The organism is Streptacidiphilus rugosus AM-16, from assembly GCF_000744655.1.
Taxonomy (GTDB): Bacteria; Actinomycetota; Actinomycetes; order Streptomycetales; family Streptomycetaceae; genus Streptacidiphilus; species Streptacidiphilus rugosus.
The window spans coordinates 1868310-1894886 of the sequence record NZ_JQMJ01000004.1; the positions used below are offsets into that span (position 1 = coordinate 1868310).

Genomic DNA, 26577 nt, shown 5'->3' on the forward strand with positions numbered 1-26577 from the left:
CCGGCGGTGCACGAACTGCCGCAAAACCTGGCCAACGGCCTACTCCTCGGTGCGACCTACGGACTGATCGCCGTCGGCTACACGATGGTGTACGGCATCGTCCAGCTCATCAACTTCGCCCACGGCGAGATCTTCATGACCGGCGCCTTCGGCGCGCTGACCGTGTGGACCAACCTCGGCAGCGGCGTGTCCCTGTGGGTCGCGCTGCCACTCATGCTCCTCGGCGGCATCATCTGTTCGACGGTCATCGCCGTCCTCGCCGAGCGCTTCGCCTACCGGCCTCTGCGCAACGCACCGCGACTCGCACCGCTGATCACCGCGATCGGCCTCTCCATCGTGCTGCAGCAACTGGTGTGGGCCTACTACCCGGGCGCCACGTCCGCGCTGATCTTCCCCTCGCTGCCCGGCAAGGCCGTGCAGCTCGGCTCGGTGCTGATCCAGCCCGCCGACTTCTTCGTGGTCGCCGCCGCCCTGGTCTCCATGCTCTTCCTGGCCTGGTTCGTCAACCGCACCAGGACCGGCCGCGCCATGCAGGCCACCGCGCAGGACCCGGACACCGCCAGGCTGATGGGCATCGACACCGACCGGGTGATCGTCATCGCCTTCGCCCTCGGCGCGACCTTCGCCGCCGTCGCCGGCGTCGCGCACGGCCTCCGCTACGGCCAGATCGACCCGTTCATCGGCTTCCTCAACGGCCTCTACGCCTTCACCGCCGCGGTCGTCGGCGGCATCGGCAACATCTACGGCGCGATGCTCGGCGGCATCGTGATCGGCATGGTCCAGTCGCTGGCCGGCATCTACGTCAAGGACATCCCCGGCATGGGCCAGTTCAGCAGCGGCACCTGGGCCGGTGTGTGGACCTTCGTCGTACTCATCCTCGTGCTCATGTTCAGGCCACAAGGCCTGCTGGGCGAACGCGTCGCGGACAGGGCGTGACATCATGACCGATCTTCCGCTCACCGCCGAGGCCACCTACGGCCTGACGAAGGACACCGCGCGGCCGCTGCTCCCGCTGCCCGCCACCGCGGCCCGCGCGCTCACCGCCGTGGGCGGTCTGCTGACCGCCGGCTCCGCGTTCCTCGCCTGGACCTACAGCTCCGACTTCCCTGACAACCTCACGGTCAACGGCTACCCGGCCGGGCTCCAGTGGGTCACCCTCGCCGCCGGACTGCTGACGACGCTCTTCGCGATCGCCGCCTTCCGCCCGTCCGGGATGCGCTGGCTCTCCCCCTCCGGAGACGCCGACGCGGCCGGGTTCATCCTCGCGATCGGCGCGTTCTGCACCACCTGGTACACCCTGCTGACCATCAGCTTCGAGCTCGGCGGCCTGGCCAACCTCACGACCGGCGGTCTGATCGCCGGCGGGGCGGCGCTGGTGACCCTGGTCGGCGGCCTCGCCCTGCCGCGCGGCACGGCCGGCGACAGCTCGGTCACCGGTCAGCTGGCCCTGAAGGTGGTCGGGGCCGCGGCCGGCCTCGGCGTCCTCGGCGTGATCTCGATCCCGGTCGGCACCGGCCTTGACGGACTGTGCTGGATCGTCGCCGGTCTCGTCCTGCTGGCGCTGGTGCTCATGATCGTCGCCAACTACGCCGGCCAGGCAGTGACCCCGCGCCCGCTGCGCCGACTCCCCGGCGTGGTCGAGATCCTGCTGATCGTCGCCATCCTGGCGGTGGGCCTCGTCGTCTTCATGTACGGCATCGACACCTCCTCCGGCGAGCTCTTCACCGGCTTCATGATCGCGTTCTGCTTCGCCCTCTGGGGCCTGCGCTACACGGGCCTGCTGACCCGCATGGGCGAGCTCTTCGCCCGCCAGCGGGCGGCACTGGCGATCGGCACCTTCGTCGCCGCCGCCGTCTTCCCGCTCACGCAGACCAGCGACGTCAACGCCACCATCGGCGTCAACCTGCTGATCTTCGGCACCACCGCGCTCGGCCTCAACGTGGTCGTCGGCATGGCCGGTCTGCTGGACCTCGGCTACGTCGCCTTCCTCGGCGTCGGCGCCTACACCGCGGCCCTGGTCTCCGGCGCCGCCACCTCCGCGCTCCACGTCACCTTCCCCTTCTGGGCGGCGGCGCTGACCGGCGCGGCGGTCTCCGGCATCTTCGGCGTCATCCTCGGCGCACCGACCCTGCGGGTGCGCGGCGACTACCTCGCCATCGTCACCCTCGGCTTCGGTGAGATCTTCCGCATCGTCGTCGGCAACCTCGACGGCGTCTCGGGCCCGAACCTCACCGGCGGCCCGAACGGCATCGTCAACATCCCCGACCTCAACATCTTCGGATTCGACTTCGGGGCCTCGCACTCGGTGCTCGGCGTCAGCCTGGGCCGGTTCTCGAACTACTTCGAGCTGATGCTGCTGGTCACCGCGCTGGTGGTGCTGATCTTCAGCCGGGCCAGCGACTCCCGCATCGGCCGCGCCTGGATCGCCATCCGCGAGGACGAGATCGCCGCCTCGGCGATGGGCATCAACGGCTTCCGGTTCAAGCTGCTCGCCTTCGCCCTCGGCGCGACCCTGGCCGGCCTCGCCGGCACCGTCATGGCCCACGTCACCCTGAGCGTGGTGCCCGACCCGTTCCAGTTCGCCGGATCCGTGCCGCCCAACTCGGCCTTCCTGCTCGCCGCCGTCGTCATCGGCGGCATGGGCACCGTGCCGGGGCCGTTCGTCGGCGCGATGCTCTTCTACGTCCTGCAGTCCAAGCTGCAGTTCCTGCAGAGCCACCAGCTGCTCGTCTTCGGCGCCGCGCTGATCCTCTTCATGCGCTTCCGCCCGGAGGGCATCATCGCCAGCAAGCGCCAGCAGCTGGAGTTCCACGAGGCCGAGACCGAGCCCTCCGCCGCCCACCTCAGCACCGCAGGGGCGTGACCGAGATGACCGACACCCTCACCACCCCGGCAGGCACTCCGCTGCTGGAAGCCCAGAGCGTCGTGATGCGCTTCGGCGGCCTCACCGCCGTCGGCGGGGTCGACCTGACCGTCAACACCGGCGAGATCATCGGCCTGATCGGCCCCAACGGGGCCGGCAAGACCACCTTCTTCAACTGCCTCACCGGGCTGTACGTGCCCACCGAGGGCAAGGTGACCTACCGGGACAAGGTGCTTCCGCCGACCCCGCACAAGGTCACCGCGTCCGGCATGGCCCGCACCTTCCAGAACATCCGCCTGTTCCACAACATGACGGTGCTGGAGAACGTCCTGGTCGGCCGGCACACCCGGATGAAGGAGGGCCTGATCTCGGCCCTGCTGCGCGGCCCCGGCTACCACCGGGCCGAGAAGGAGTCCCGCGAGAAGGCCCTGGAACTCCTGGAGTTCGTCGGCCTGGGCGCCAAGCGCGACTGGCTGGCCCGCAACCTCCCCTACGGCGAGCAGCGCAAGCTGGAGATCGCCAGGGCCCTGGCCAGCGACCCCGGCCTGCTGCTGCTGGACGAGCCCACCGCCGGCATGAACCCGCAGGAGACCCGCGCGACCGAGGAGCTGGTCTTCGCGATCCGCGACCGCGGCGTCGCGGTCCTGGTCATCGAGCACGACATGCGCTTCATCTTCAACCTCTGCGACCGGGTGGCCGTGCTGGTCCAGGGTCAGAAGCTGGTCGAGGGCGACGCGCAGACCGTGCAGAGCGACGAGCGGGTCATCGCCGCCTACCTCGGCACGCCCTACGAGGGCGACGGCACCACCGGCACCACCACCAGCACCGAGGAGTCCCAGTGACCGCGCTGCTCGAGGTCAAGGACCTCCGCGTCGCCTACGGCAAGATCGAGGCCGTCAAGGGCATCTCCTTCTCGATCGAGGCCGGCCAGGTCGTCTCGCTGATCGGAACCAACGGCGCCGGCAAGAGCACGACGCTGCGCACGATCTCGGGTCTGCTCAAGCCGGTCTCCGGCGAGATCCACTTCGACGGGCAGCGGATCGACGGCATGGCCGCCAACAAGATCGTCGGCCTTGGCCTGGCCCACTCCCCCGAGGGCCGGCGGATCTTCGCCCGCATGACCATCGAGGAGAACCTGCTGCTCGGCGCCTTCCTCCGGAAGGACCAGGCCGGCATCGACGCGGACGTGGAGCAGGCGTACGCCCGCTTCCCGATCCTCGGAGAGCGCCGCAAGCAGGCGGCCGGCACGCTCTCCGGCGGTGAGCAGCAGATGCTGGCGATGGGCCGCGCGATGATGTCGCAGCCCAAGCTGCTGATGCTGGACGAGCCCAGCATGGGCCTGTCGCCGATCATGATGCAGAAGATCATGGCGACCATCACCGAGCTGCGCGACCAGGGCACGACGATCCTCCTGGTCGAGCAGAACGCCCAGGCCGCGCTGTCGCTGGCCGACCAGGGGCACGTGATGGAGATCGGCAAGATCTCCCTCTCCGGCACCGGCCAGGACCTGCTGACCGACGAGTCGGTCCGCAAGGCCTACCTCGGCGAGGACTGAGCACGACCGCACCACCGCACGCGAAGAGGGGGCGGGCCCGTTCGGGCCCGCCCCCTCTTCGCGTTCCTGCCGCTGCGCCGCGGCTACTCCGCCTTCTTCTTGGCGTCCTGCGCGGCGCCCTCCTCGATGACGGCCTCGGCGACGGCCTTCATGGTCATCCGGCGGTCCATGGACGTCTTCTGGATCCAACGGAAGGCGGCCGGCTCGGAGAGCCCGAACTTCGTCTGCAGCACGCTCTTGGCCCGGTCGACCAGCTTGCGGGTGTCCAGCCGCTGGTTGAGGTCCTCGACCTCGAGCTCCAGCGCGCGGATCTCGCTGTACCGGGAGACGGCCATCTCGATGGCGGGGACGAGGTCCCCTTTGTTGAACGGCTTGACGATGTAGGCCATCGCCCCGGCGTCCCTGGCCCGGTCGACGAGCTCGCGCTGCGAGAACGCGGTCAGCATCAGGGTCGGCGCGATGTGCGCCTCGTGGATCTGCTCGGCGGCGGACAGCCCGTCCAGGATGGGCATCTTCACATCCAGGATCACCAGATCCGGCCGCAGCTCCTGCGCGAGCTTGACGGCGGTCTCCCCGTCCCCGGCCTCACCGACGACGGTGTAACCCTCCTCCTCGAGCATCTCCTTGAGGTCGAGACGGATCAGCGCCTCGTCCTCCGCGATGACGACTCGAGTCGTCGTCGGCGGGACATGCGGGTCCTGCGGCTCGTCGGCGACGGTCACGATGCTCCTCATAGCTACCGGGGGTGCGTGCACGAGCCTACCCGGACACGGTATCTTTGAGTTGCAGCGGGGGAGGCTCAGCCTTCGATCCGTAGGCCCCGGTAGCCCAATTGGCAGCAGGCAGTGGATTCAAAACCCACACAGTGTCGGTTCGAGTCCGACCCGGGGCACTTTACCTTCGATTCGAAGGATTCCGATCATTGGACCGCTTCACGCAAATGAGCGAAGTCGGCCGGGAATAGGCAACGCCTCGGCAGCGCCGGTCCAATCCTGGCGCGCATGTACGACTCGGCCACACGACAGCGCTCGCACGTTCGGGGCCTGACACTCAGTGAGACCAGCCGCGCCACAGAGATCTCCCGGTCGACTCTGCGCACCTGGCTGCTTCACGACGGGCACCCCACCCCCAATGCCACAGGGCTGATCGACGCCTGCGAGCGGACCCTGACGGAGGTTCTGCCCACGAACAGGGTCTGTCGCGTTGCCTGCCCCGGGTGCACGAGCGTGGTCGGCTACAGCAAGCACCGGCCCTGCCTCTTCCCCCAGGCCGGTCCGGGTCCCGAGCACCTGCGCCCGATCGTGCTCGCCGACTGGCGGCGGACCATCGTCGCCGAGCACCTGCGGGAGCTGGTACGCGGCCTGATCCACTCCGACGGCTGCGGGTTCACCAACCGGGCGACGGGCCGCGGACGCCGCTACGCGTACCCGCGGTGCGTCTTCACGAACAAGTCCGACGACATCCGTCGGATCTTCACCGACGCCCTCGACGAGGTCGGCGTCGAGTGGAAAGTGACAAAACGTGGGAGCAGTCCTTACAACATCTCCCTCGCCCGCCGCGCCTCCGTGGCACTGATGGATGAGCATGTCGGACCCAAGCACTGACGATTCCCAAGTGAGCCCTGCCGACCCCATGAGATTCCAAGGTCTACACGCGTCACATCGTGAATATTCATGACCGAGATGTTCAATGCTCAAATTTCCCTCAGGTGTCGCTCAGCGCAGTCGATGGCCTCCGAACTGCAAAGACGACCGGCCAGTAGGCATCTATTCAGTAACGGGATCTATGCATGGGATAAATACGTCGCTTAACTTTGGGCAACTCTCAAGCAACAGCTCCCCACCCTCGAGAGGCTCTGCATGAGCACCACTACCAAGCTCCCCGCCCCTCCGGCCACCGGCCGGTCGCTGAAGCGACACGTCGGCCTGATCGGCCTGATGTGGGCGTCAGTCGGTTCGATTATCGGATCCGGCTGGCTCTACGGGGCCAAGAACGCTGTCGTCGCCGCCGGTCCCGCGGCCATCATCTCGTGGGGCGTCGGCGCCGTCGCGATCGTGTTGTTGGCGCTCGTGCATGCCGAGCTCGGTGGCATGTTCCCCGTGGCGGGCGGGACGGCGCGGTATCCGCACTACGTCTTCGGCGGGCTCGCCGGGATGTCGTTCGGCTGGTTCTCCTGGCTGCAGGCGGCCACGGTCGCGCCGATCGAGGTCGAGGCGATGATCGGCTACGCCGGTCACTGGTCCTTCGCCTCGGGCTTCCAGAACGCCGACGGGACGCTGACCGCCTCCGGTCTGCTCGTGGCGGTCTTCCTGATGGCCTTCTTCGTGGCGATCAACTTCCTCGGCGTACGGGTGCTCGCCCACGCCAACAGCGCCACCACCTGGTGGAAGATCTTCGTCCCGCTGGTGACGATCTTCGCGGTCGCGCTCACGCACTTCCACTCGAGCAACTTCACCTCGCACGGCTTCGCGCCGTTCGGCGCCAAGGGCGTGCTCGCCGCGATCAGCACCTCCGGCATCATCTTCGCGCTGCTCGGCTTCGAGCAGGCGATCCAGCTGGCCGGTGAGAGCAAGAACCCGAAGAGGGACATCCCGCGCGCGGTGCTCGGCTCGGTCGCGATCGGCTCCACCATCTACGTGCTGCTGCAGGTCGCCTACATCGGCGCGCTGCCCGGCGCCTCCTTCGCCAAGGGCTGGGCCAACCTGGCCTACGCGGGCATCTCCGGCCCGTGGGCCGGCCTCGCCTCGGTGATCGGCATGGGTCTGCTGGCCAAGGTGCTCTTCCTGGACGCGGTGATCTCCCCGGCCGGCACCGGCCTGATCTACACCACCTCCACCTCCCGCATCTCCTACGGCCTGGCCCGCAACGGCTACGCGCCGGAGGCCTTCGAGAAGACCGGCGAGCAGGGTGTGCCGTGGTTCGGCCTGGCCCTCTCCTTCGTCGTCGGCGTCATCTGCTTCCTGCCCTTCCCGAGCTGGCAGCAGCTGGTCTCCTTCATCACCTCCGCCTCGGTGCTGATGTACGCGGGCGCCCCGCTGGCCTACGGCGCGCTGCGCAAGCAGCTGCCGAACCGTGAGCGCCCCTACCGCCTGCCGTTCGGTCAGATCATCTCGCCGGTGTCGTTCGTCGTCGCCAGCCTGATCATCTACTGGTCCGGCTGGGAGACCCTGTGGCGGCTCGGCATCGCCATCGTCCTCGGCTACGCGCTGCTCGGCGGCTACGCCTGGTACGCGCACTCCGCCAACAAGCCGAACGCGCCGCGCATGGACTGGAAGTCCGCGCAGTGGCTGCCGGTCTACCTGGTGGGCCTGGGGATCATCTCCTGGCAGGGCGGCTTCGGCGGTGAGAGCCACATCGGCCTCTGGGTCGACATGGGCATCATCGCGGCCTTCTCGCTCGGCATCTACTACTGGGCCGTGAACACCTCGCTGAAGACCGCCGCGATCGAGCGGAACATCGAGGACGTCGAGGTCGTGGACGCGGGCGGTCACTGACCCTCGCGCAGCCGTAACGGACCGAGCCCGGTCGGAGCAGTGTCGCTCCGGCCGGGCTCTTCCGTTGTCCCGTCACCCGGGAGTGGCTCACCCGGGGGTGGTCACCGCCTGGTCGGCAGCGGCAGGTCGTCCTGGCCGACGTGGTGGACCCGGACCAGGTTGGTGGAGCCGGCCAGGCCGGGAGGGGAGCCGGCGGTGATGACGACGATGTCGCCGACCTCGCAGCGGCCGATGGCCAGCAGCGCGGCGTCGACCTGCTCGATCATCTCGTCGGTGGTCTCCACGAAGGGGCCGAGGAACGTCTCGACGCCCCAGCTCAGCGCGAGCTGGCTGCGCACGGCCGGCTCGTAGGTGAAGGCCAGCACCGGGATCGGCGAGCGGTAGCGGGAGAGCCGCTTGGCCGTGTCGCCGGACTGGGTGAAGGCGACCAGGTAGCGGGCGTGGAGGAAGTCGCCGATCTCCGCCGCGGCGCGGGCGACGGCGCCGCCCTGGGTGCGGGGCTTGCCGGCGCCGGTGAGCGGCGGCAGGCCCGCCGCGATGATCTCCTCCTCGGCCGCGCAGACGATCCGGCTCATGGTGCGGACGGTCTCGACCGGGTACTTGCCGACGCTGGTCTCGCCGGACAGCATCACCGCGTCCGCGCCGTCGAGGACGGCGTTGGCGACGTCGGAGGCCTCGGCGCGGGTCGGGCGCGAGGCGTTGATCATCGAGTCGAGCATCTGGGTCGCGACGATGACCGGCTTCGCGTTGCGGCGGCACAGCTTGATGGCCTGCTTCTGCACCAGCGGGACCTGCTCCAGCGGCATCTCGACGCCGAGGTCGCCGCGGGCGACCATCACGCCGTCGAACGCGTCGACGATCTCTTCGAGGTTGTCGACGGCCTGGGGCTTCTCCACCTTGGCGATGACCGGGACGAAGCGTCCCTCCTCGCTCATGATGCGGTGGACGTCCTTGATGTCGTCCGCGCTGCGGACGAAGGAGAGCGCGACCAGGTCGGCGCCGATGCGGAGGCCCCAGCGCAGGTCGGCGACGTCCTTGTCGCTGAGCGCGGGAACGGAGACGGCGACGCCGGGGAGGTTGAGTCCCTTGTGGTCGGAGACCATGCCGCCCTCGACCACCGTGCAGTGCACGTTCTGGCCTTCGACGGAGGCGACTTCGAGGCAGACCCGGCCGTCGTCGACGAGGATCCGCTCGCCGGGGGTGACGTCGCCGCAGAGTCCCTTGTAGGTGGTGCCGCAGCGGTGGCGGTCGCCCTCGACGTCGGCGGTGGTGATGGTGAACTCGTCGCCGCGCTCGAGGAGCACGGGGCCCTCGGCGAAGGTCTCGAGACGGATCTTGGGGCCCTGCAGGTCGACCAGGATGCCGACGCTGCGGCCGGTCTCGTCCGCGGCTTTGCGGACGCGACGGTAACGGTCCTCGTGCTCGGCGTAGCTGCCGTGGCTGAGGTTGAAGCGGGCGACGTCCATGCCGGCGACGACCAGAGTCTTGATCTGGTCGTAGCTGTCGGAGGCGGGCCCGAGAGTACAGACGATTTTTGCTCGGCGCATGGAACGAGCGTAGGTCCTACCCGGTGGTAGCTTCGCGGCCCCAACTGGGCGTCAGATGTCTTTTGACCGACCCCGGGTTGAACATTCCGAAACGTACCTGCGGATGAACCCGGGGGGAACACTCGGTTGACGCATTCCGCTCCCCCTTTCGAACATCGGCGGGCGCTGCCTAGCATCGGCGCAATGGAACAGGTACGGCGCAAGGCGGTCGTGACGGCCGCGGCGGTTCTCGCGTTGGCGGGCCTCGCGGCGTGGGAACTCTCCGGGGGCGCGCAGGGTGCACCACGCTCCCCTGTCACGGACTCCACGCCGACCGACTACGCCTCGCTTCGGCACACGACGATCCACGTCTCGCCCGGCGGCTGCGGGGCCGGCTGGACCACGCCGACCGCGGGACTGCAGGTCTTCGACGTCACCGACGCGGGCCGCGCCCCCGCCGACGTCTACCTGCTGGAGCCCGCGACGGGTGCGGTGGTCGGCGAGATCGAGGGGCTCTCGCCGAACCGCTCCCGCCCGATGGTCGTCGACCTCGCGCCGGGCGCGTACGCGTTCCGCTGCCTGGAGCAGGACGCCGACGCGGTGACCGGCCCGGCCGTGACGGTCAGGGCGGCGGGAAGCACGGGAGGCGGTGGGACACCCGCCGTCGTCCCGGTCACCCAGCAGGACCTGATCCCGGCCACGCTCGCCTACCAGCACTGGGTCGCGGCCCAACTGCCCGGGCTAGTCGCCGCCGTGGACGCGCTGCACAGCGCCGTCGCGAGCGGGGACGTGGCGGCCTCCCGGCAGCGCTGGCTGACCGCCCATCTCGCCTACGAGCGTCTCGGCGCCGCCTACGGGGCCTTCGGCGACGTGGACGAGGAGATGAACGGGCCGCGTCAGCACGACACCGGCTTCCACGCCGTGGAGTACGGGCTCTGGCACGACGGCGGTTCCACCACCGGCCTGGAGCCGGTCGCGGCCCGGCTGCTGGCCGACGCCAGGGGACTGCAGGCGGGCTGGCCGAAGGTGCAGCTGGACCCGCTGGTGCTGGGAGTGCGCGCCCACGAGATCGTCGAGAACGCGATCGAGTTCGAGCTGAGCGGCCGGACCGACTACGGCAGCGGGTCCAACCTCGCGACCGTGCAGGCGAATCTGGACGGCACGGCGGAGGTCCTCACCCTGGTCCGCCCGCTGCTGGCGACCCGCGTCGCCCTGCCGGGCGTCGACGCGGCGATGGCCGCGGCGCAGGCGGAGCTGCGGGCGCTGGGCGGGGTCCCGCTGGAGTCGCTGGCCCTGGCGCAGCGGGAGAAGTTGAACGCGGTCTTCGGAGACCTGGTGGAGCGGCTCGCGCCGGTGGCGGCGGTGCTGGATGTGCGGAGGACGTCATGAGCGCGGTGGGCAGGCGATCGGTGCTGGCGGGTGCGCTGGCGGCGGGGACGGTGGCCACGGTGGCGGCCGCCGTGCCGGCGTCGCGCGCGGAGCGGGCCGCCGCCGCGGGCGATGCGGCACGCGGCTTCCACGGAGTGCGCCAGGCGGGCGTCCTGACGCCGAAGCGCCGCTGCGCGGCCTTCGTGGCCTTCGACGTCACCGCCGCCGACCGCGCCGGGCTCGCGGACCTGTTCGGCACGCTCACCGAGCGGCTGCGCTTCCTGACCACCGGGGGCGCCACCGGCGGCGTGCCGGAGCCGCTGGGGATCTCGGCCTCGCCCTCCGACTCGGGCGTGCTGGGCCCGCAGCTGCCGGGCGGGGCGCTGACGGCGCTGCTCGGGGTGGGCGCCTCGCTGTTCGACCAGCGTTTCGGGCTGGCGGCGCGCAGGCCGCTGCGACTCTCCACGATGCCGGCGTTCCCCGACGACGACCTCGACCCCGCCGTCTGCCACGGCGATCTGCTGCTGCAGCTGGAGGCGGACGAGACGGACGTGCTCGCGCACGCGCTGCGCGACCTGGCCCGGCACACCCGGGGCGGGATGCAGGTGCGCTGGCGGATCGACGGCTTCAGCTCGCCGCCGCGCCCGGCCGGCACGCCGCGCAATCTGCTGGGCTTCCGCGACGGCACGGCCAACCCCGACACGGCCGACGCGCGGCTGATGGACCGGCTGGTCTGGGTGGGGCCGGGACAGGGCGAGCCGGCCTGGGCGACGAACGGCTCGTATCTGGCGGTGCGGCTGATCCGGATGCTCGTGGAGTTCTGGGACCGGGTGGGCATCACCGAGCAGGAGCGGATGTTCGGCCGACAGAAGACCTCCGGCGCGCCGCTGGACGGTCAGCGGGAGACGGACGTGCCCGACTTCGGCGCGGATCCGACCGGTGACGTGATCCCGATGGACTCCCACATCCGGATGGCGAACCCGCGCACCCCCCGGACGGAGCAGCAGCGGCTGCTGCGGCGCGGCTTCAACTACGACCGGGGCACCGATCCGAACGGCAACCTCGACATGGGCCTGGTCTTCTGCGCGTTCCAGCAGGACCTGGAGCGGCAGTTCGCGACCGTCCAGAAGCGGCTCGCGGGAGAGCCGCTGGTCGACTACGTCCGCCCGTTCGGCGGTGGCTACTTCTTCGCGCTCCCAGGGGTCAGGGACGCCCACGACCGTTACGGCGCGGGGCTGTTGGCCTGACGCGTATCCGACATGCCGTTCCCCGACTCCTGCCGATCTACGCGCGAAGAAGCTAGGCTTCCCCCGCCGTTCACGGGCCCGTCACCCAAGCGCTCCGGGCGCGTACGCCGTGGCTTGAAGGATGCGGTCCGCAGCTGATGAGAGTTCAGTCCCACTGGAGGGGTAACGGGATGACCGGGAAGTCCGGCAGTACGAAGACCACGCGTCGCGGCGCACGCTTCGCCGCGCTGGCGGGAGCGGCCGCGCTGACCGTCGCCGCGGGCACCGCCCCGGCGTGGGCGGCCGCTGGCGCCGACCACGGCTCGGGCCACGGCAGGGTGCACACCACCACGCCGATCAAGCACCTCGTGGTGATCTTCCAGGAGAACGTCTCCTTCGACCACTACTTCGGCACCTACCCGAAGGCCGCCAACACGGACGGCACCACCTTCACCGCGGCGCGGAACACGCCGAAGTCGGTGAACACCCTGGTCAACTCCGGCCTGCTGACCAGTAACCCGAACCTGTACGCGCCGCAGCGGCTCAGCGGCAAGCAGGCCATGACCTGCGACCAGAACCACGGCTACACCGCCGAGCAGTACGCGGCCGACGGCGGCGCGATGGACAAGTTCGTCCAGTACACCTCCAAGGACACCTGCTCCGGCGGCCTCTACGGCGCGCCCGGCCTGGCCATGGACTACTACGACGGCAACACCGTCACCGCGCTGTGGAACTACGCCCAGCACTACACGCTGAGCGACAACTCCTTCAGCGACGTGTACGGCCCGTCCACTCCCGGCGCGCTGAACCTGGTCTCCGGCCAGACCCACGGCGTGGTCTCGGTCTCCGGCACCGGCAGCACGGAGAACCCGGTGCAGACGGCGACGCCCGACACGTACACCGTGCACTCGCCGGACGCCAAGGGCGTCGGCACCGTCATCGCCGACCCCGACCCGGCGTTCGACGACTGCGCGGACAACAACCACACCTCCACCTCCGCGCTGGCGGAGATGCAGGGCAAGAACGTCGGCGACCTGCTCAACTCCAAGAACGTCACCTGGGGCTGGTTCCAGGGCGGCTTCCGGCCGACCACCGCCTACAACGGCACCAGCGGCTACGCGGCCTGCGGCGCGACGCACACCAACGTGGGCGGCGCCACGGTGGCCGACTACAGCGCGCACCACAACCCGTTCGAGTACTACAAGTCGACCTCCAACCCGCACCACCTCGCCCCGGCGAGCACCTCGGAGATCGGCAACAACGGCCGGGCCAACCACGAGTACGACCTGACCGACTTCGACGCGGCGCTGTCCGCGGGCGACCTGCCCGCGGTGAGCTTCCTGAAGGCCGGCGAGTACCAGGACGGCCACGCCGCCTACTCCGACCCGGTCGACGAGCAGAACTTCCTCGTCAAGGAGATCAACGCGCTGCAGTCCTCCCCGGAGTGGGCCTCCACGGCGGTCGTCGTGGCCTACGACGACTCGGACGGCTGGTACGACCACGTCTACCACGCGCCCACCAACGGCTCCACGGACACCTCGGCGGCCTCGGCCACCACGACCACGGACGGCACGGCCTGCCAGGCCGGTCCGGCCGCGGCCAAGGGCTACGCCGACCGCTGCGGCGCCGGCCCGCGTCAGCCGCTGCTGGTGATCTCGCCCTACGCGCGCACCAACCACGTCTCGCACACCTTCACCACCCAGGCCTCGATCACCCGCTTCATCGAGGACAACTGGAAGCTCGGCCGGGTCGGCGACGGCTCCTTCGACGCGAAGGCCGGTCACCTCTCCACCGCGTTCGACTTCAACCACCCGAACAACGTCCGGGTGCTGCTGAACACGAACGGCTCGGTCGCCTCGGTCAAGCCGATCCGTCACGGTGACCAGGCCGACACCCCGATGGCGATCCAGGCCTCCCCGACGGCCGCGTCCGCGTCCTCGGACAACGGCGCGACGATGCTGTCGATCAGCCTCGGCGCCGCGGCGGTCGCGGCGCTCGGCACCGGCGTCGCGGTGTCCCGCCGGGCCCGTCGCAAGGCCACCGTGTAACGACGGAGGCACTCCAGCGGTGACTGCGGAGGCGTGACCCGCCCGGTTCCCCCGGGCGGGTCACGCCTCCGCCCTTCCGGGAACCGGAAGGGCGGCCCGGCCGTCCCAGGGACATGCGTCCGACGAAAGCCCTAGCCCTGGCCGCCGTGATCCTGACGGCCGCCGCGGGATGCGCGAGCACCAGCGTCACACAGGCCGACCAATCGCCGCCCGCCAGGACCGCCCCCGGGACGGGAGCCCCGTCGGCAGGAGCGGCGGACCCCGACCCGTTCCCCGTCCGCGCCGCGAACCTCGCCGGTGGCTGGGACGGCTCGCCGACCGAGCAGGCCTGGGACTTCGGCTACGTGCCGCTGAGCCGGACCCTCAGCCTTCCCGCGGGCGCGTTCCACTCCGGCCCGGACAAGGAGGCCTACCTCGCGGGGAACTTCCGCTTCGCCGTCCCGCTGCCCAAGGCCCCCGCACAGCAGACGATCCGCTTCGACAAGGGCTCGCCGCTGACGCGCCCGGGGCTCTCCCCCGACGCCGCGCTGCGCTCCGACGCCAACGGCTCGTGCCCGACCACCGGCTGCTCCGGCTCGCTGACCGTGACCGGCGCGAGCGCGACCACCCTGCGGGTACGGACCAGCCGCGGCGAGGCGACGGTTCCTGCATGGTCGTTCCTGCTCGCCGGGTACCAGGGGGCGTTCGTCTACGCGGCGGTGAAGGCCGACCCGTTGCCGAGCTCACTGCCCGGGGCCTCCCCCGGCCCCTCGCTGAAGCCGCGGCTCGTCGGGTACACCGGCGCGTCCCTGGAGAAGATCTCCGCCGACGGCCGCACGCTGACGCTCGGCTACGTCGTCGGATGCGGCAAGAGTCCGTCGACCGGACTGGTCAGCGAGGCGAAGAGCGTCGTGGTGGTCGGTTTGACGGATCCGCCCGCGGCGCCGACGTTCGTCACCTGCACCCTCGAAGCCCGCCTCGCTACGGCGCAGGTCCACCTGTCCGAACCGCTCGGGGCCCGTGCGGTGCTCAATGTCGGCGACGGGCTGCCGCTGGTCCCGACGCCCGGTGTGCCGCCGCAATGAACAACGGCACCAGCCCCCCGAACTTGGTCGGGGACAGGGGGCGGGTGCCGTCTGGTTCGCCGCGTGCGATCCGGCGCCGTTGCAGGCCACGCGGTTGCCCGTCAGATCGTCGGCGTCACACCGTGAGCGGACGATCCGTCGGGCGGATCGGGGCGGGCAGCGTCGAGGCGCGGCCCGAGAGGTAGGAGTCGACGGCCTTGGCCGCGCTGCGGCCTTCGGCGATCGCCCACACGATCAGCGACTGTCCGCGGCCGGCGTCGCCGGCCACGAAGACGCCATCGACGTTGGTGGCGAATCGGTTGTCGCGGGCGACGTTGCCACGCGGGTCCAGCTCCACACCGAGCTGCTCGACCAGACCGTTCTTCACGTCCGTCCCGGTGAAGCCCATGGCCAGGGTGACCAACTGCGCCGGGATGGCACGCTCGGTGCCGGGGACGGGCTCGAAACGACCCTCGGTGAAGACTACCTCAACCAGGTGCAGCTGCTGGACGTTGCCGTCCTCGTCGCCGCTGAAGTGGGTGGTGTTCACGGAGTAGATCCGCTCGCCGCCCTCCTCGTGCGCGGAGGTGACCTTGAAGACCATCGGCATGGTCGGCCAGGGCTGACCGGCCGGGCGGTCGTCGCCGGGACGCGGCATGATCTCCAGCTGGGTCACCGAGGCCGCGCCCTGGCGGTGCGCGGTGCCGACGCAGTCGGCTCCGGTGTCGCCGCCGCCGATCACGACGACGTGCTTGCCGGCGGCGCTGATCGGCGAGTCGACGTAGTCGCCCTCCTGCACCTTGTTGGCCAGCGGCAGGTACTCCATGGCCTGGTGGATGCCGGCCAGCTCGCGGCCGGGCACGTTCAGGTCGCGCGCCGTCGTCGCGCCCGCGGCCACCACGACCGCGTCGAAGCGGTCGCGCAGCTGACGGCCGGTGAGGTCGACGCCGATCTCGACCCCGGTGCGGAACCGGGTGCCCTCCGCGCGCATCTGCTCGACGCGGCGGTTGATGTGGCGCTTCTCCATCTTGAACTCGGGGATGCCGTAGCGCAGCAGGCCTCCGACGCGGTCCGCGCGCTCGTACACCACGACCGTGTGCCCGGCCCGGGTGAGCTGCTGGGCGACGGCCAGCCCCGCGGGGCCGGAGCCGACCACGGCGACGGTCTTGCCGGAGAGGCGGTCCGGGATCTGCGGCGTGACGTCGCCGTGGTCCCAGGCCTTGTCGATGATGGTGACCTCGACGTTCTTGATGGTCACCGCGTCCTGGTTGATGCCGAGCACGCAGGCCGACTCGCAGGGGGCCGGGCAGAGGCGACCGGTGAACTCCGGGAAGTTGTTGGTCGCGTGCAGGCGCTCGGTGGCGCCCTTCCAGTCGTCGCGGAAGGCCAGGTCGTTCCACTCGGGGATCAGGTTCCCCAGCGGGCAGCCGTTGTGGCAGAACGGGATGCCGCAGTCCATGCAGCGGCCGGCCTGCTTGCTGATGATGGGCAGCAGGCTGCGCTCGACGTAGACCTCGTTCCAGTCACGGACGCGCTCGGCGACGGGACGGCGCTCGGCCAGCTGCTTCGGGGTGGTGAGGAAGCCCTTCGGGTCAGCCATTTGCCGCCTCCATCATCTTGCGGGTGGTCTCGGACTCGGAGAGCCCGTCTCGCTCGGCGGCGTCCTTGGCGGCGAGCACTGCCTTGTAGTCGGTGGGCATGATCTTGGAGAAGCGGGAGACGCCGCTGCCCCAGTCGGCGAGGAGTTCGGCGGCCACCGTGGAGCCGGTCTCCTCGTAGTGCTGCTGCACGGTGTCGCGCAGCCAGTCGCGGTCCTTCGCGTCGGGCGCCTCGATGCCGACCATGCCGCCGTTGACGTTGGCGGGCCGCAGGTCGAGGACGTAGGCGATGCCGCCGGACATGCCGGCCGCCAGGTTGCGGCCGGTCTCGCCGAGGATCACGACGCGACCGCCGGTCATGTACTCCAGGCCGTGGTCGCCCACACCCTCCACGACGAGGGTGGCGCCGGAGTTGCGGACGGCGAAACGCTCACCGGCCTTGCCGCGCAGATGGATCCGGCCCGAGGTGGCGCCGTAGCCGACGGTGTTGCCGGCGATCACGTGGTTCTGCGCGTCGGCCCCGATCGCCGAGGCGTCACGGGCCGGGCGGACGATCACGACGCCGCCGGAGAGGCCCTTGCCGACGTAGTCGTTGGCGTCGCCCTCCAGGCGCAGCGTGATGCCGCGCGGCACGAACGCGCCCAGCGACTGGCCGGCCGAGCCGGTCAGGGTGATGTCGACGGTGCCCTCGGGCAGGCCCTCACCGCGGTAACGCTTGGTCACCTCGTGGCCGAGCATGGTGCCGACCGTGCGGTTGACGTTGCGGACCGGCAGCTGGATCCTGACGGACTCGCCGAGCTCCAGCGCGTCGTGGGCCAGCTCGATCAGCTGGTTGTCGAGCGCCTTGTCCAGACCGTGGTCCTGCTCGGTGGTGCAGTAGAGCGAGGAGTCGGTGTCGGGGACGTGCAGCAGCGGGGCGATGTCCAGGCCGGAGGCCTTCCAGTGGTCGATCGCCTCGGAGGCGTCGATCAGCTCGGCGTGGCCGACGGCCTCCTGGATGCTGCGGAAGCCCAGCTCGGCGAGGATCTCGCGGACCTCCTCGGCGATGAACTCGAAGAAGTTCACCACGAACTCGGGCTTGCCGCTGAACCGCTCGCGCAGCACCGGGTTCTGCGTGGCGACGCCGACCGGGCAGGTGTCCAGGTGGCAGACGCGCATCATGATGCAGCCGGAGACCACCAGCGGGGCGGTGGCGAAGCCGAACTCCTCCGCGCCGAGCAGCGCGGCGATGACGACGTCGCGGCCGGTCTTCAGCTGGCCGTCGGTCTGCACGACGATGCGGTCGCGCAGGCCGTTGAGCAGCAGGGTCTGCTGGGTCTCGGCCAGGCCGAGCTCCCAGGGGCCACCGGCGTGCTTGAGCGAGGTCAGCGGCGAGGCACCGGTGCCGCCGTCGTGGCCGGAGACCAGCACGACGTCCGCGTGGGCCTTGCTGACGCCCGCCGCGACCGTGCCCACGCCGACCTCGGAGACCAGCTTCACGTGGATGCGGGCGACCGGGTTGGCGTTCTTCAGGTCGTGGATGAGCTGGGCGAGGTCCTCGATGGAGTAGATGTCGTGGTGCGGCGGCGGGGAGATCAGGCCGACGCCGGGGGTGCTGTGCCGGGTCTGGGCCACCCACGGGTAGACCTTGTGGCCGGGCAGCTGACCGCCCTCACCGGGCTTGGCGCCCTGGGCCATCTTGATCTGGATGTCGTCCGCGTTGACCAGGTACTCGCTGGTGACGCCGAAGCGGCCGGAGGCGACCTGCTTGATCGCGGAGCGGCGCTCCGGGTCGTAGAGGCGGTCCGGGTCCTCGCCGCCCTCACCGGTGTTGGACTTGGCGCCCAGCCGGTTCATGGCGATGGCGAGGGTCTCGTGGGCCTCCAGCGAGATCGAGCCGTAGGACATCGCGCCGGTGGAGAAGCGCTTGACGATCTCGCTGACCGGCTCGACCTCCTCGATCGGGATCGGTCCGCGGCCCTCGGCGAACTTGAAGAGCCCGCGCAGCGTCATCAGGCGCTCGGACTGCTCGTTCACGCGCGAGGTGTACTGCTTGAAGATGTCGTAGCGCTTGGTGCGGGTGGCGTGCTGCAGGCGGAAGACCGTGTCCGGGTCGAACAGGTGCGGCTCGCCCTCGCGGCGCCACTGGTACTCGCCGCCGATCTCCAGCCGGCGGTGCGCCGGGGAGATGCCGGAGACCGGGTAGGCCTGGGCGTGGCGGGCGGCGGTCTCCTTGGCGACCTCGTCCAGGCCGATGCCGCCGAGCTTGGTGGTGGTGCCCGCGAAGTAGGCGTCCACCAGCTCCTGGCTGAGGCCGATGGCCTCGAAGACCTGCGCGCCGCGGTAGGAGGCGACGGTGGAGATGCCCATCTTGGACATCACCTTGAGCACGCCCTTGCCCAGGCCGTAGATCAGGTTGCGGATCGCCTTCTCCGGCTCGATGCCGGTGATGAAGGTGCCCTGGGCGACCAGGTCCTCGACCGACTCCATGGCCAGGTAGGGGTTGACCGCGCCGGCGCCGAAGCCGATGAGCAGCGCGACGTGGTGCACCTCGCGGACGTCCCCCGCCTCGACGATGAGGCCGACCTTGGTCCGCTGCTTGGTGCGGATCAGGTGGTGGTGGACCGCGGAGGTGAGCAGCAGCGAGGGGATCGGCGCGTGCTCGGCGTCCGAGTGGCGGTCGGAGAGCACGATCAGGCGGGCGCCGTCGGCGATCGCCGCGTCGGCCTCGGCCGCTATCTCGACGAGCCGGCCGGCCAGGGCCGCGCCGCCGCCGGAGACCTTGTAGAGGCCGGAGAGCGTGACCGCCTTCAGGCCCGGCAGGTCGCCGTCCGCGTTGATGTGGATGAGCTTGGCGAGCTCGTCGTTGTCGATGACCGGGAACGGCACGACGACGGAGCGGCAGGAGGCCGCCTCGGCGTGCAGCAGGTTGCCCTCGGGGCCCAGGTTGGAGCCGAGCGAGGTGACCAGCTCCTCGCGGATGGCGTCCAGCGGCGGGTTGGTGACCTGCGCGAACAGCTGCGTGAAGTAGTCGAACAGCAGGCGCGGCTTGGCGGAGAGCGCGGCGATGGGCGAGTCGGTGCCCATCGAGCCGAGCGCCTCGCCGCCGGTCTTGGCCATCGGCGCGAGGATGACCCGCAGCTCCTCCTCGGTGTAGCCGAAGGTCTGCTGACGACGCGTCACCGAGGCGTGGGTGTGCGCGATGTGCTCGCGCTCGGGCAGCGCGTCGAGCTTGATGGAGCCCGCGTGCAGCCACTCGCCGTACGGGTTCTCGGCGGCCAGCGCCGACTTGATCTCCTCGTCGTCGACGATGCGGCCCTCGGCGGTGTCCACCAGGAACATCCGGCCCGGCTGCAGACGGCCCTTGCGGACGACCTGCTCCTGCGGGATGTCGAGGACGCCGACCTCGGAGGCGAGCACGACCAGGCCGTCGGCGGTGACCCAGTAGCGGGCCGGGCGCAGGCCGTTGCGGTCGAGCACGGCGCCGATCTGGGTGCCGTCGGTGAAGGTGACGCAGGCCGGGCCGTCCCAGGGCTCCATCAGGTTGGAGTGGAACTGGTAGAAGGCACGGCGGGCCGGGTCCATGGTGGCGTGGTTCTCCCACGCCTCCGGGATCATCATCAGCACGGAGTGCGGCAGCGAGCGGCCGCCGAGGTGGAGCAGCTCCAGCACCTCGTCGAAGGAGGCCGTGTCGGAGTGGTCCGGGGTGCAGATCGGGAAGATCCGGTCCAGGTCGCCGGGGATCAGGTCCGTGGCGAGCTGCGACTCGCGGGCCGTCATCCAGTTGCGGTTGCCCTTGACGGTGTTGATCTCGCCGTTGTGGGCGACGAACCGGTAGGGGTGCGCGAGCGGCCAGCTCGGGAAGGTGTTGGTGGAGAAGCGGGAGTGCACCAGACACAGCGTCGAGGCGAAGCTGCGGTCCGACAGGTCGGGGAAGAACGGCTCCAGCTGGCCGGTGGTGAGCATGCCCTTGTAGACGATGGTGCGGGCGGAGAGGGAGGGGAAGTAGACCCCGCTCTCGCGCTCGGCGCGCTTGCGCACGACGAAGGCGACCCGGTCCAGGTCGAGGCCGGTCCGCGTGCCTTCGGCGTCGGTGACGAAGAGCTGACGGAAGCGCGGCATGACCGAGCGGGCGGTCGCGCCCAGCAGGTCAGGGGTGACCGGGACGTCACGCCAGCCGAGGACGGTCAGGCCCTCGGCCGCGGCGATGGCCTCGATGGCGGCGACGGCCGCCGCGTCGGCGGCGTCCTCGTCGGGGAGGAAGGCGATGCCGACGGCGTAGTGGCCCTGCTCGGGGAGCTGGAAACCGGCCTCGGCGGCCTTGGCGCTCAGGAACGCGTGCGGGATCTGGGTCAGGATGCCGGCCCCGTCACCGGAGTCCGGCTCGGAGCCGGTGGCCCCGCGGTGCTCCAGGTTACGAAGGACGGTCAGTCCCTGCTCCACGATGCGGTGCTCGGCGACTCCGCTCAGTGAGGCGACGAAACCGACGCCACAGGCGTCGTGCTCGTTGCTCGGGTCGTACAGGCCCTGCTTGGCGGGTCGCGCATCCGCCAAGGCCGCGTAGGGGCGGGGGGCGGGGTGCGAAGACGCAGGCAGCATCGGCTCTCCCGTCGTCGTGGTTGGCATGGAGTCAATTCACATGCGCATACGGGACGACGCTGGCCCTTTGCGTTTGCGTGTCGTGCAGGTTACATGATGCCCGAGATTCCACTCAGTGGATTTTTCAGTCCATCATGTGGACCAGCCAGCGGCGTGCAGCCCAGGGTGGGGGGCTGTGAAGGGGGGGACATCCCGTTACGTCCTTTCACCCAGGGTCAGGGGTATTCGGACGTCCTCGCAAGTCTGCCCGATCGCCCCGCTCGTGAAACAGAGCATTCGTGCGATTGCGGTGTGTGAGTAACACCACGCGACAGTGCCATGGCACACCTCAGGGGCGCGCGGAACTGCGCGACAAGCCACCGTGCGAGGGAGAGGCCCGATCGCGCGGGCCGTCCGCTCATCAGTGGTTGTTGCCCGCGCAGTTCCTCGCGCCCCTGGAGACGGGTGCAACCGAGCCAGATCAGCCCACGTGGCTGCCGATGAGCTGGCCGAGCAGGAAGGTCACCCCGGCCGCAGCGGCCCCGAGCGTGAGCTGGCGCAGGCCGCTGAACCACCAACTGCGGGCGGTCACCTTGCTGACCACCGCGCCGCAGAGGAAGAGGCCGAGGACGGAGAGGATCACCGCGGGGATCAGCGAGGTCGCGCCCAGCAGGTAAGGAAGCAGGGGCAGCAGCGCGCCCAGGGCGAAGGCCGTGAAGGAGGAGACCGCGGCGACCAGCGGGGAGGGGAGGTCGTGGGGGTCGATGCCCATCTCCTCGCGGGCGTGGACCTCCAGGGCCCGCTCCGGGTCGGCCGTGAGCTGCTGGGCCACCTCGAAGGCGAGCCGGGGCTCGACCCCGCGCTCCACGTAGACCTGCGCGAGCTCGGCCAGCTCCTCGCGCGGGTTGCGCTTGAGCTCCAGTCGTTCGATCTCCAGCTCCGCCTGGACCAGCTCACGCTGCGACGCGACGGAGGTGTACTCGCCCGCGGCCATCGAACAGGCGCCAGCCGCCAGGCCGGCCAGGCCGGTCAGCACCACGACGCTGTGACCCGCGCTGCCGCCGACGACGCCGGACATCAGGGCGAAGTTCGAGACGAGGCCGTCCATCGCCCCGAAGACCGCAGGACGCAGCCAGCCGCCGTTCACGTCGCGGTGGTCGTGCTTGTAGGCCTCGGCGGTCTCGGCTATGTCCTGGGCGGTCATCATCGTCGTCGTCACACCAGGGAAACTAACGCCCCAGGAGATTCATTTCCAGCAAGCCAGTACTGCCTTACCAACGCTCTGACCTGCATAGTTAGGCGATCCTTGCCTAAGCCGAGGCGGCCTCGAGGAGTCGGCCGTCGACCATCTCCAGCACCCGGTCGGCGGCGGCGAGCTGCGCCTTGTCGTGGGTGACCATCACCGTCGCCGTACCGTGCTCGCGGGTGATCGCCGCCAGCAGGCCGACGATCTGCTCGCCGCGCTCGTGGTCGAGTGCGGACGTGGGTTCGTCCACCAGCAGCACCGCCGGCTCGGCGAAGAGCGCGCGGGCGATGTTGACGCGCTGGCGCTCGCCGCCGGAGAGCTGGTGGGGACGCCGGTGCTGCTTGCCGCCGGTCAGGCCGACCGAGGCCAACAGCGCCTCGGCGCGTGGGGCGGCGGCCCGCGGCTTCTCGCCGCGCAGGTGGGCGACGGCCAGCAGCTGCTCGACGGCGGTGAGGGAGGCGAGCAGGTTGGACTGCTGGAAGACGATGCCGATCCGGTCCCTGCGCAGCGCGGTGCGCTCGCGGTCGGAGAGCGCGGCGGCGTCCTGGCCGCCGACCAGCACGCTCCCGCTGTCCGGGGTGAGCAGCGTGGCGGCCACGGCGAGCAGGCTGGACTTGCCGGAGCCGGAGGGGCCCACCACGGCGGCGAACTCCCCCGCGTCGACCTCGAGGGAGACCCGGTCCAGCGCGGTCAGCCGGCGGTCGCCGTCGGGGTAGGTGAGGACGATGTCGGACAGGCGCAGGCCTGCGCCCACCTCGCTGCGCTCGGCCGGGCCCTGGCCAATGGGCGCCTCCATGGTGACTCTCTCGCTTCGCTCGTTCATCGGTTGGCTCCCAGCGCGGTCAGCGGGTCGACGGAGGTGATGCGGCGGACGGCCAGCGCCGCGCCGAGGAGGCCCAGCAGGACCATGACGAGGACCGGGACGGCCACCGTCGCCGCGCCGAGGGTGAACGGCATGCCCGTGCCGCCGAGCAGCGCGCCGCCCGCGAAGCCGATGACCGCGCCGGTGAGCGCGCCGCCGAGCAGCATCGCGAGGGCCTGGGCCAGCGCGTCGCGGACCAGGTAGGCGCTGGAGGCGCCGACCGCCTTGAGGACGGCGATGTCCGCCCGGCGTTGCACCGTCCAGACCGTGAAGAAGGCCCCGACGACCAGGGCGCTGACCGCGAAGAGGAAGCCCTGGATCATCTGCAGGCTGCCCTGCTCGGCGGAGAAGCCGTCGATGCCGGCGAGCGCCGCGTCGCGGGAGACCGTCTTCGTGTTCTGGGCCCGGTCCAGGGCGGCGGTGTCCGCGCGGCCGGGGTCGACCGCGAGGGCGTTGGGCTCGCGGGCGCCGGTCACCTGCTGCCAGGTGGCCTCCGGCGTCCAGACGCTGGGCGCGTGGCCGTAGGAGCGGTCGGCGGTGATGCCGGAGACGGTGAGGGTCTTGGCCCCGACGGCGACCCGGTCGCCCGGCCTGAGGCCGTCGGCGTCGGCGACCTTGTGGCTCACCGCGACCTGGTCGGCCTGCGGGGCCGTGCCGGACTCGAGCGGGGGTATCAGCCCGGCGGGTGCGCCCATGACGCTCACCGACGTCGCCCCCGAGCCGCCCGTGAGGCGCGACATCGCCACTCCGAAGGGCTGCACCGAGCCGATCCCCGGCGCCGACGCCCAGGCCTGCTGCTGGGCCGCGCCGATTCCGCTGTTGCTGAAGGACACCTCCGGCGTCGCGCCCGCGGGGGCGGCGAAGACGATGTCCGCGGCCGGCAGCTTCGCGACGGCGGAGGAGGCGTCGGAGGCCAGGCCGCCGGTGAGGCCGTAGAGGAAGACCACGAGAGTGGTGATGAGCGTGACGACCGCGCCCATCAGGGCGAAGCGCCCCTTGGCGAAGCGGATGTCACGCAGGGCGACGAACACGGTGCGGCCTCCTGGAGAGCCGGGATGCGGGCTGACGTGCTCCACCCTCGCGGGAATCGGGCGGCTTTCCATCAGGGAGACGATCGGTCCCGAATCAACCGAACGATGGATGCCGCGGCCCGCCCGGCCGTCCGCGCCGGGACGTAGGGTCGATGCCGTGACCAGCACCTCCCCCGCCGACAACGACCTGGCGCGCTCCTCCGCGCTCCGGGTCATGCGGATCGCCCTGCCGGCGATGTTCTACGTGCTGCTGGTGATCGGCTCGATCGGCGGCGGGGCTCCCGCCTGGACGATGGGCGCCGCCCTCGGGCTGGCCTACGCCGCGGGCGGGCGCTTCGCCCGGCCCGACACGCCCCGCTGGGCCACGCTCGGGTGGCTGGCCCTGGTCACCCTGCTCTGGGTGGCGCTCGCCTTCCTCTCCCCCTCGGCGGGTTACGTCGCGTTCCCGCTCTACTTCCTCTATCTCCACCTGCTCCGCCCGCGCTGGGCCCTGCTCTGGGTGGCGGTACTGACCGCGGTCGTGGTGGCCGGCCAGTCCACCACGGCGGGCGGCCTGACCGCGGCCAAGGTGATAGGGCCGTGCGCGGGCGCGGCGGTGGCGGTGCTCACCGCTTACGGCTACGCGGGGCTCTACCGGGAGAGCCGCCGCCGTCAGGCGCTCATCGACGATCTCGTGCGCACCAGGGACGAACTGGCCGCCTCCCAGCGGGAGGCGGGCGTGCTCGCCGAACGCCAGCGCCTGGCCAGGGAGATCCACGACACCCTGGCCCAGGGCCTCTCCTCGATCGTGCTGCTGGCCCGCACCGCGGAGTCCGCGCTGCCGCCCGAGGCCGGGGCCGCCGCCGAGCGGGTGCGCGAGATCGGCGCGACGGCGAGCGCGAACCTCGCCGAGGCGCGCCGCTTCGTCGCCGCCCTGACGCCCCCTTCGCTGCAGGACGCCTCGCTCTCCGAGGCGCTGCGCCGGGTCAGCGCCGGCTACGGCCCGGTGCCCGAGGTCGCCTTCCACCTCGACGGCGAGCCCTACCCGCTCCCGGTCGAGGCGGAGGTGGCGCTGCTGCGGCTGACCCAGGAAGCGCTGGCCAACGTCCGCCGCCACGCGCGTGCGGGGCGTGCCGCGGTCACCCTCTCCTATCTTGACGACCAGGTGACCCTCGACGTCTTCGACGACGGGGTCGGCTTCGATCCTCAGGCCGAGCCGAACGACAACACCGGCCGCCCCCGGTTCGGCCTGCACGGCATGCGCGAACGGATCGCCGGCCTCGGCGGCAGTCTCACCATCGAATCCGCGCCCGGCGAGGGCACGGCGGTCGCAGCGGCCATTCCGCTGACGGCGCTGGACGCGCCCGCTCACCCCACCGCCGGGGCTCCGTCGGCCACCGAAGTCGCACCGGCCACGGAAGCTCCGGCCACCGAAGCTCCGACCACCGAAGGTCCGACCACCGCCGACGGGTCCGCCGCCTGCTCGGCGCGCCCGCCCCAGGAGCAGCCGCTGTGATCACCGTTCTGCTCGTCGACGACCACCCGGTCGTGCGTCGGGGCATGCGCGCGCTGCTGGAGGAGCTCCCCGAGGTGGAGCCGGTGGGCGAGGCCGCCGACGGGGCCGAGGCCCTGGCCGTGCTCGAACGCTTCGCCGCCGAGGGCCGGCCGCGGCCCGACGTCGTGCTGATGGACCTGCAGATGGGCTCCGGCATGCACGGGGTCGAGGCCACCCGCAGGATCACCGCGCTCTCCTCGCCGCCGGCCGTGCTGATCCTCACGACCTACAGCACCGACGCCGACATCCTCTCCGCCGTCGAGGCGGGGGCGACGGGCTATCTGCTCAAGGACGCCCCGCCCGAGGAGTTGGCCGCGGCCGTCCGCGCCGCCGCCCGGGGCGAGACGGTCCTCGCGCCGCCGGTCGCCGCCAGGCTCCTGGGCCGGGTCCGGGCCGGAAGGCCGACGCTGTCGCCGCGGGAGTCGGAGATCCTGGAGCTGGTCGCCGAGGGCCTGACCAACCGTCTGATCTCCAAGCGGCTCTTCATCAGCGAGGCCACCGTGAAGACGCACCTCGTGCACGTCTACGACAAGCTGGGCGTCGACAGCCGCACCGCGGCCATCGCCGCCGCCATGCAGACGGGGCTGATCCGGCCGAGGTAGCCCCCGGTGATCGGATCAGCCCGG

19 protein-coding genes and 1 tRNA gene are annotated in these 26577 nt (G+C 70.9%); 13 read left to right on the forward strand and 7 right to left on the reverse strand.

Features of this window, described 5'->3' with window-relative positions; genetic code table 11:
• Positions 1-6: 6 nt before the first annotated feature.
• Genes BS83_RS17600 through BS83_RS17615 form a run of 4 tightly spaced genes read left to right on the forward strand, consistent with a single transcriptional unit; the run spans position 7 to position 4418 of the window.
• Entirely contained in the window at positions 7-936 is a 930-nt protein-coding gene (locus tag BS83_RS17600; protein ID WP_037604702.1) for a branched-chain amino acid ABC transporter permease, read from the forward strand.
• 4 nt (positions 937-940) lie between these two features.
• Complete coding sequence (locus tag BS83_RS17605; RefSeq protein WP_037604703.1) at positions 941-2863, forward strand: branched-chain amino acid ABC transporter permease; 1923 nt, start codon at positions 941-943, stop codon at positions 2861-2863.
• A 5-nt stretch (positions 2864-2868) separates the two neighbouring features.
• On the forward strand, positions 2869-3705 hold the full coding sequence (locus BS83_RS17610) for an ABC transporter ATP-binding protein (RefSeq protein ID WP_037609280.1): 837 nt from the start codon (positions 2869-2871) through the stop codon (positions 3703-3705).
• On the forward strand, positions 3702-4418 hold the full coding sequence (locus BS83_RS17615; protein WP_037604704.1) for an ABC transporter ATP-binding protein: 717 nt from the start codon (positions 3702-3704) through the stop codon (positions 4416-4418). The genes BS83_RS17610 and BS83_RS17615 overlap by 4 nt, the downstream gene beginning before the upstream one ends.
• 83 nt (positions 4419-4501) lie before the next feature.
• On the opposite strand, the gene BS83_RS17620 is transcribed toward BS83_RS17615, so the two are convergent.
• A complete protein-coding gene (locus BS83_RS17620; RefSeq protein WP_232248392.1) occupies positions 4502-5140 on the reverse strand; it encodes an ANTAR domain-containing response regulator in 639 nt (212 codons plus the stop codon).
• A 95-nt stretch (positions 5141-5235) separates the two neighbouring features.
• Here BS83_RS17620 and BS83_RS17625 point away from each other — a divergent pair.
• From BS83_RS17625 to BS83_RS17635, 3 genes are all read left to right on the forward strand, one after another.
• A tRNA-Leu gene (locus tag BS83_RS17625) sits at positions 5236-5310 on the forward strand.
• Positions 5311-5644: 334 nt separating this feature from the next.
• On the forward strand, positions 5645-6022 hold the full coding sequence (locus BS83_RS48590; RefSeq protein ID WP_051943248.1) for a hypothetical protein: 378 nt from the start codon (positions 5645-5647) through the stop codon (positions 6020-6022).
• A 255-nt stretch (positions 6023-6277) separates the two neighbouring features.
• Positions 6278-7912 (forward strand): APC family permease, encoded by a 1635-nt coding sequence (locus BS83_RS17635; protein ID WP_269664860.1) that lies wholly within the window; start codon positions 6278-6280, stop codon positions 7910-7912.
• A gap of 101 nt (positions 7913-8013) precedes the next feature.
• Here BS83_RS17635 and pyk read toward each other — a convergent pair whose 3' ends face one another.
• The gene (gene pyk, locus BS83_RS17640) at positions 8014-9459 is read right to left on the reverse strand and encodes a pyruvate kinase (RefSeq protein WP_037604707.1); all 1446 of its coding nucleotides are present in this window, start codon (positions 9457-9459) and stop codon (positions 8014-8016) included.
• Between the two features lie 183 nt (positions 9460-9642).
• Here pyk and BS83_RS17645 point away from each other — a divergent pair, with 183 nt between their 5' ends.
• The 4 genes from BS83_RS17645 to BS83_RS17660 all read left to right on the forward strand — a co-directional run bounded on the left by BS83_RS17645 (position 9643) and on the right by BS83_RS17660 (position 15144).
• Positions 9643-10827 carry an EfeM/EfeO family lipoprotein gene (locus BS83_RS17645; RefSeq protein ID WP_037604709.1) on the forward strand — a complete coding sequence of 395 codons (1185 nt, stop codon included), beginning with the start codon at positions 9643-9645 and terminating at the stop codon, positions 10825-10827.
• Positions 10824-12053: an iron uptake transporter deferrochelatase/peroxidase subunit gene (efeB, locus tag BS83_RS17650; RefSeq protein WP_037604711.1), complete on the forward strand. Its 1230-nt coding sequence runs from the start codon at positions 10824-10826 to the stop codon at positions 12051-12053. Before BS83_RS17645 ends, efeB begins: the two co-directional genes overlap by 4 nt.
• A gap of 170 nt (positions 12054-12223) precedes the next feature.
• Positions 12224-14080 (forward strand): phospholipase C, encoded by a 1857-nt coding sequence (locus BS83_RS17655; RefSeq protein ID WP_037604713.1) that lies wholly within the window; start codon positions 12224-12226, stop codon positions 14078-14080.
• A gap of 113 nt (positions 14081-14193) precedes the next feature.
• A complete protein-coding gene (locus BS83_RS17660) occupies positions 14194-15144 on the forward strand; it encodes a hypothetical protein (protein ID WP_157597220.1) in 951 nt (316 codons plus the stop codon).
• Positions 15145-15259: 115 nt separating this feature from the next.
• On the opposite strand, the gene BS83_RS17665 is transcribed toward BS83_RS17660, so the two are convergent.
• The 5 genes from BS83_RS17665 to BS83_RS17685 all read right to left on the reverse strand — a co-directional run bounded on the left by BS83_RS17665 (position 15260) and on the right by BS83_RS17685 (position 24417).
• Complete coding sequence (locus BS83_RS17665; RefSeq protein ID WP_037604717.1) at positions 15260-16723, reverse strand: glutamate synthase subunit beta; 1464 nt, start codon at positions 16721-16723, stop codon at positions 15260-15262.
• Positions 16716-21299: a glutamate synthase large subunit gene (gene gltB / locus BS83_RS17670; RefSeq protein ID WP_037604718.1), complete on the reverse strand. Its 4584-nt coding sequence runs from the start codon at positions 21297-21299 to the stop codon at positions 16716-16718. Before gltB ends, BS83_RS17665 begins: the two co-directional genes overlap by 8 nt.
• 460 nt (positions 21300-21759) lie before the next feature.
• Complete coding sequence (locus BS83_RS17675) at positions 21760-22485, reverse strand: VIT1/CCC1 transporter family protein (protein WP_037609283.1); 726 nt, start codon at positions 22483-22485, stop codon at positions 21760-21762.
• Between the two features lie 103 nt (positions 22486-22588).
• Positions 22589-23320 (reverse strand): ABC transporter ATP-binding protein, encoded by a 732-nt coding sequence (locus BS83_RS17680; protein WP_051943249.1) that lies wholly within the window; start codon positions 23318-23320, stop codon positions 22589-22591.
• A 23-nt stretch (positions 23321-23343) separates the two neighbouring features.
• Positions 23344-24417: an FtsX-like permease family protein gene (locus BS83_RS17685; protein WP_037604720.1), complete on the reverse strand. Its 1074-nt coding sequence runs from the start codon at positions 24415-24417 to the stop codon at positions 23344-23346.
• A 157-nt stretch (positions 24418-24574) separates the two neighbouring features.
• Between BS83_RS17685 and BS83_RS17690 the strand changes: the two genes are divergently transcribed.
• On the forward strand, positions 24575-25912 hold the full coding sequence (locus BS83_RS17690; RefSeq protein ID WP_063774185.1) for a sensor histidine kinase: 1338 nt from the start codon (positions 24575-24577) through the stop codon (positions 25910-25912).
• Entirely contained in the window at positions 25909-26553 is a 645-nt protein-coding gene (locus BS83_RS17695) for a response regulator (protein WP_037604721.1), read from the forward strand. Before BS83_RS17690 ends, BS83_RS17695 begins: the two co-directional genes overlap by 4 nt.
• Positions 26554-26577: the final 24 nt, after the last annotated feature.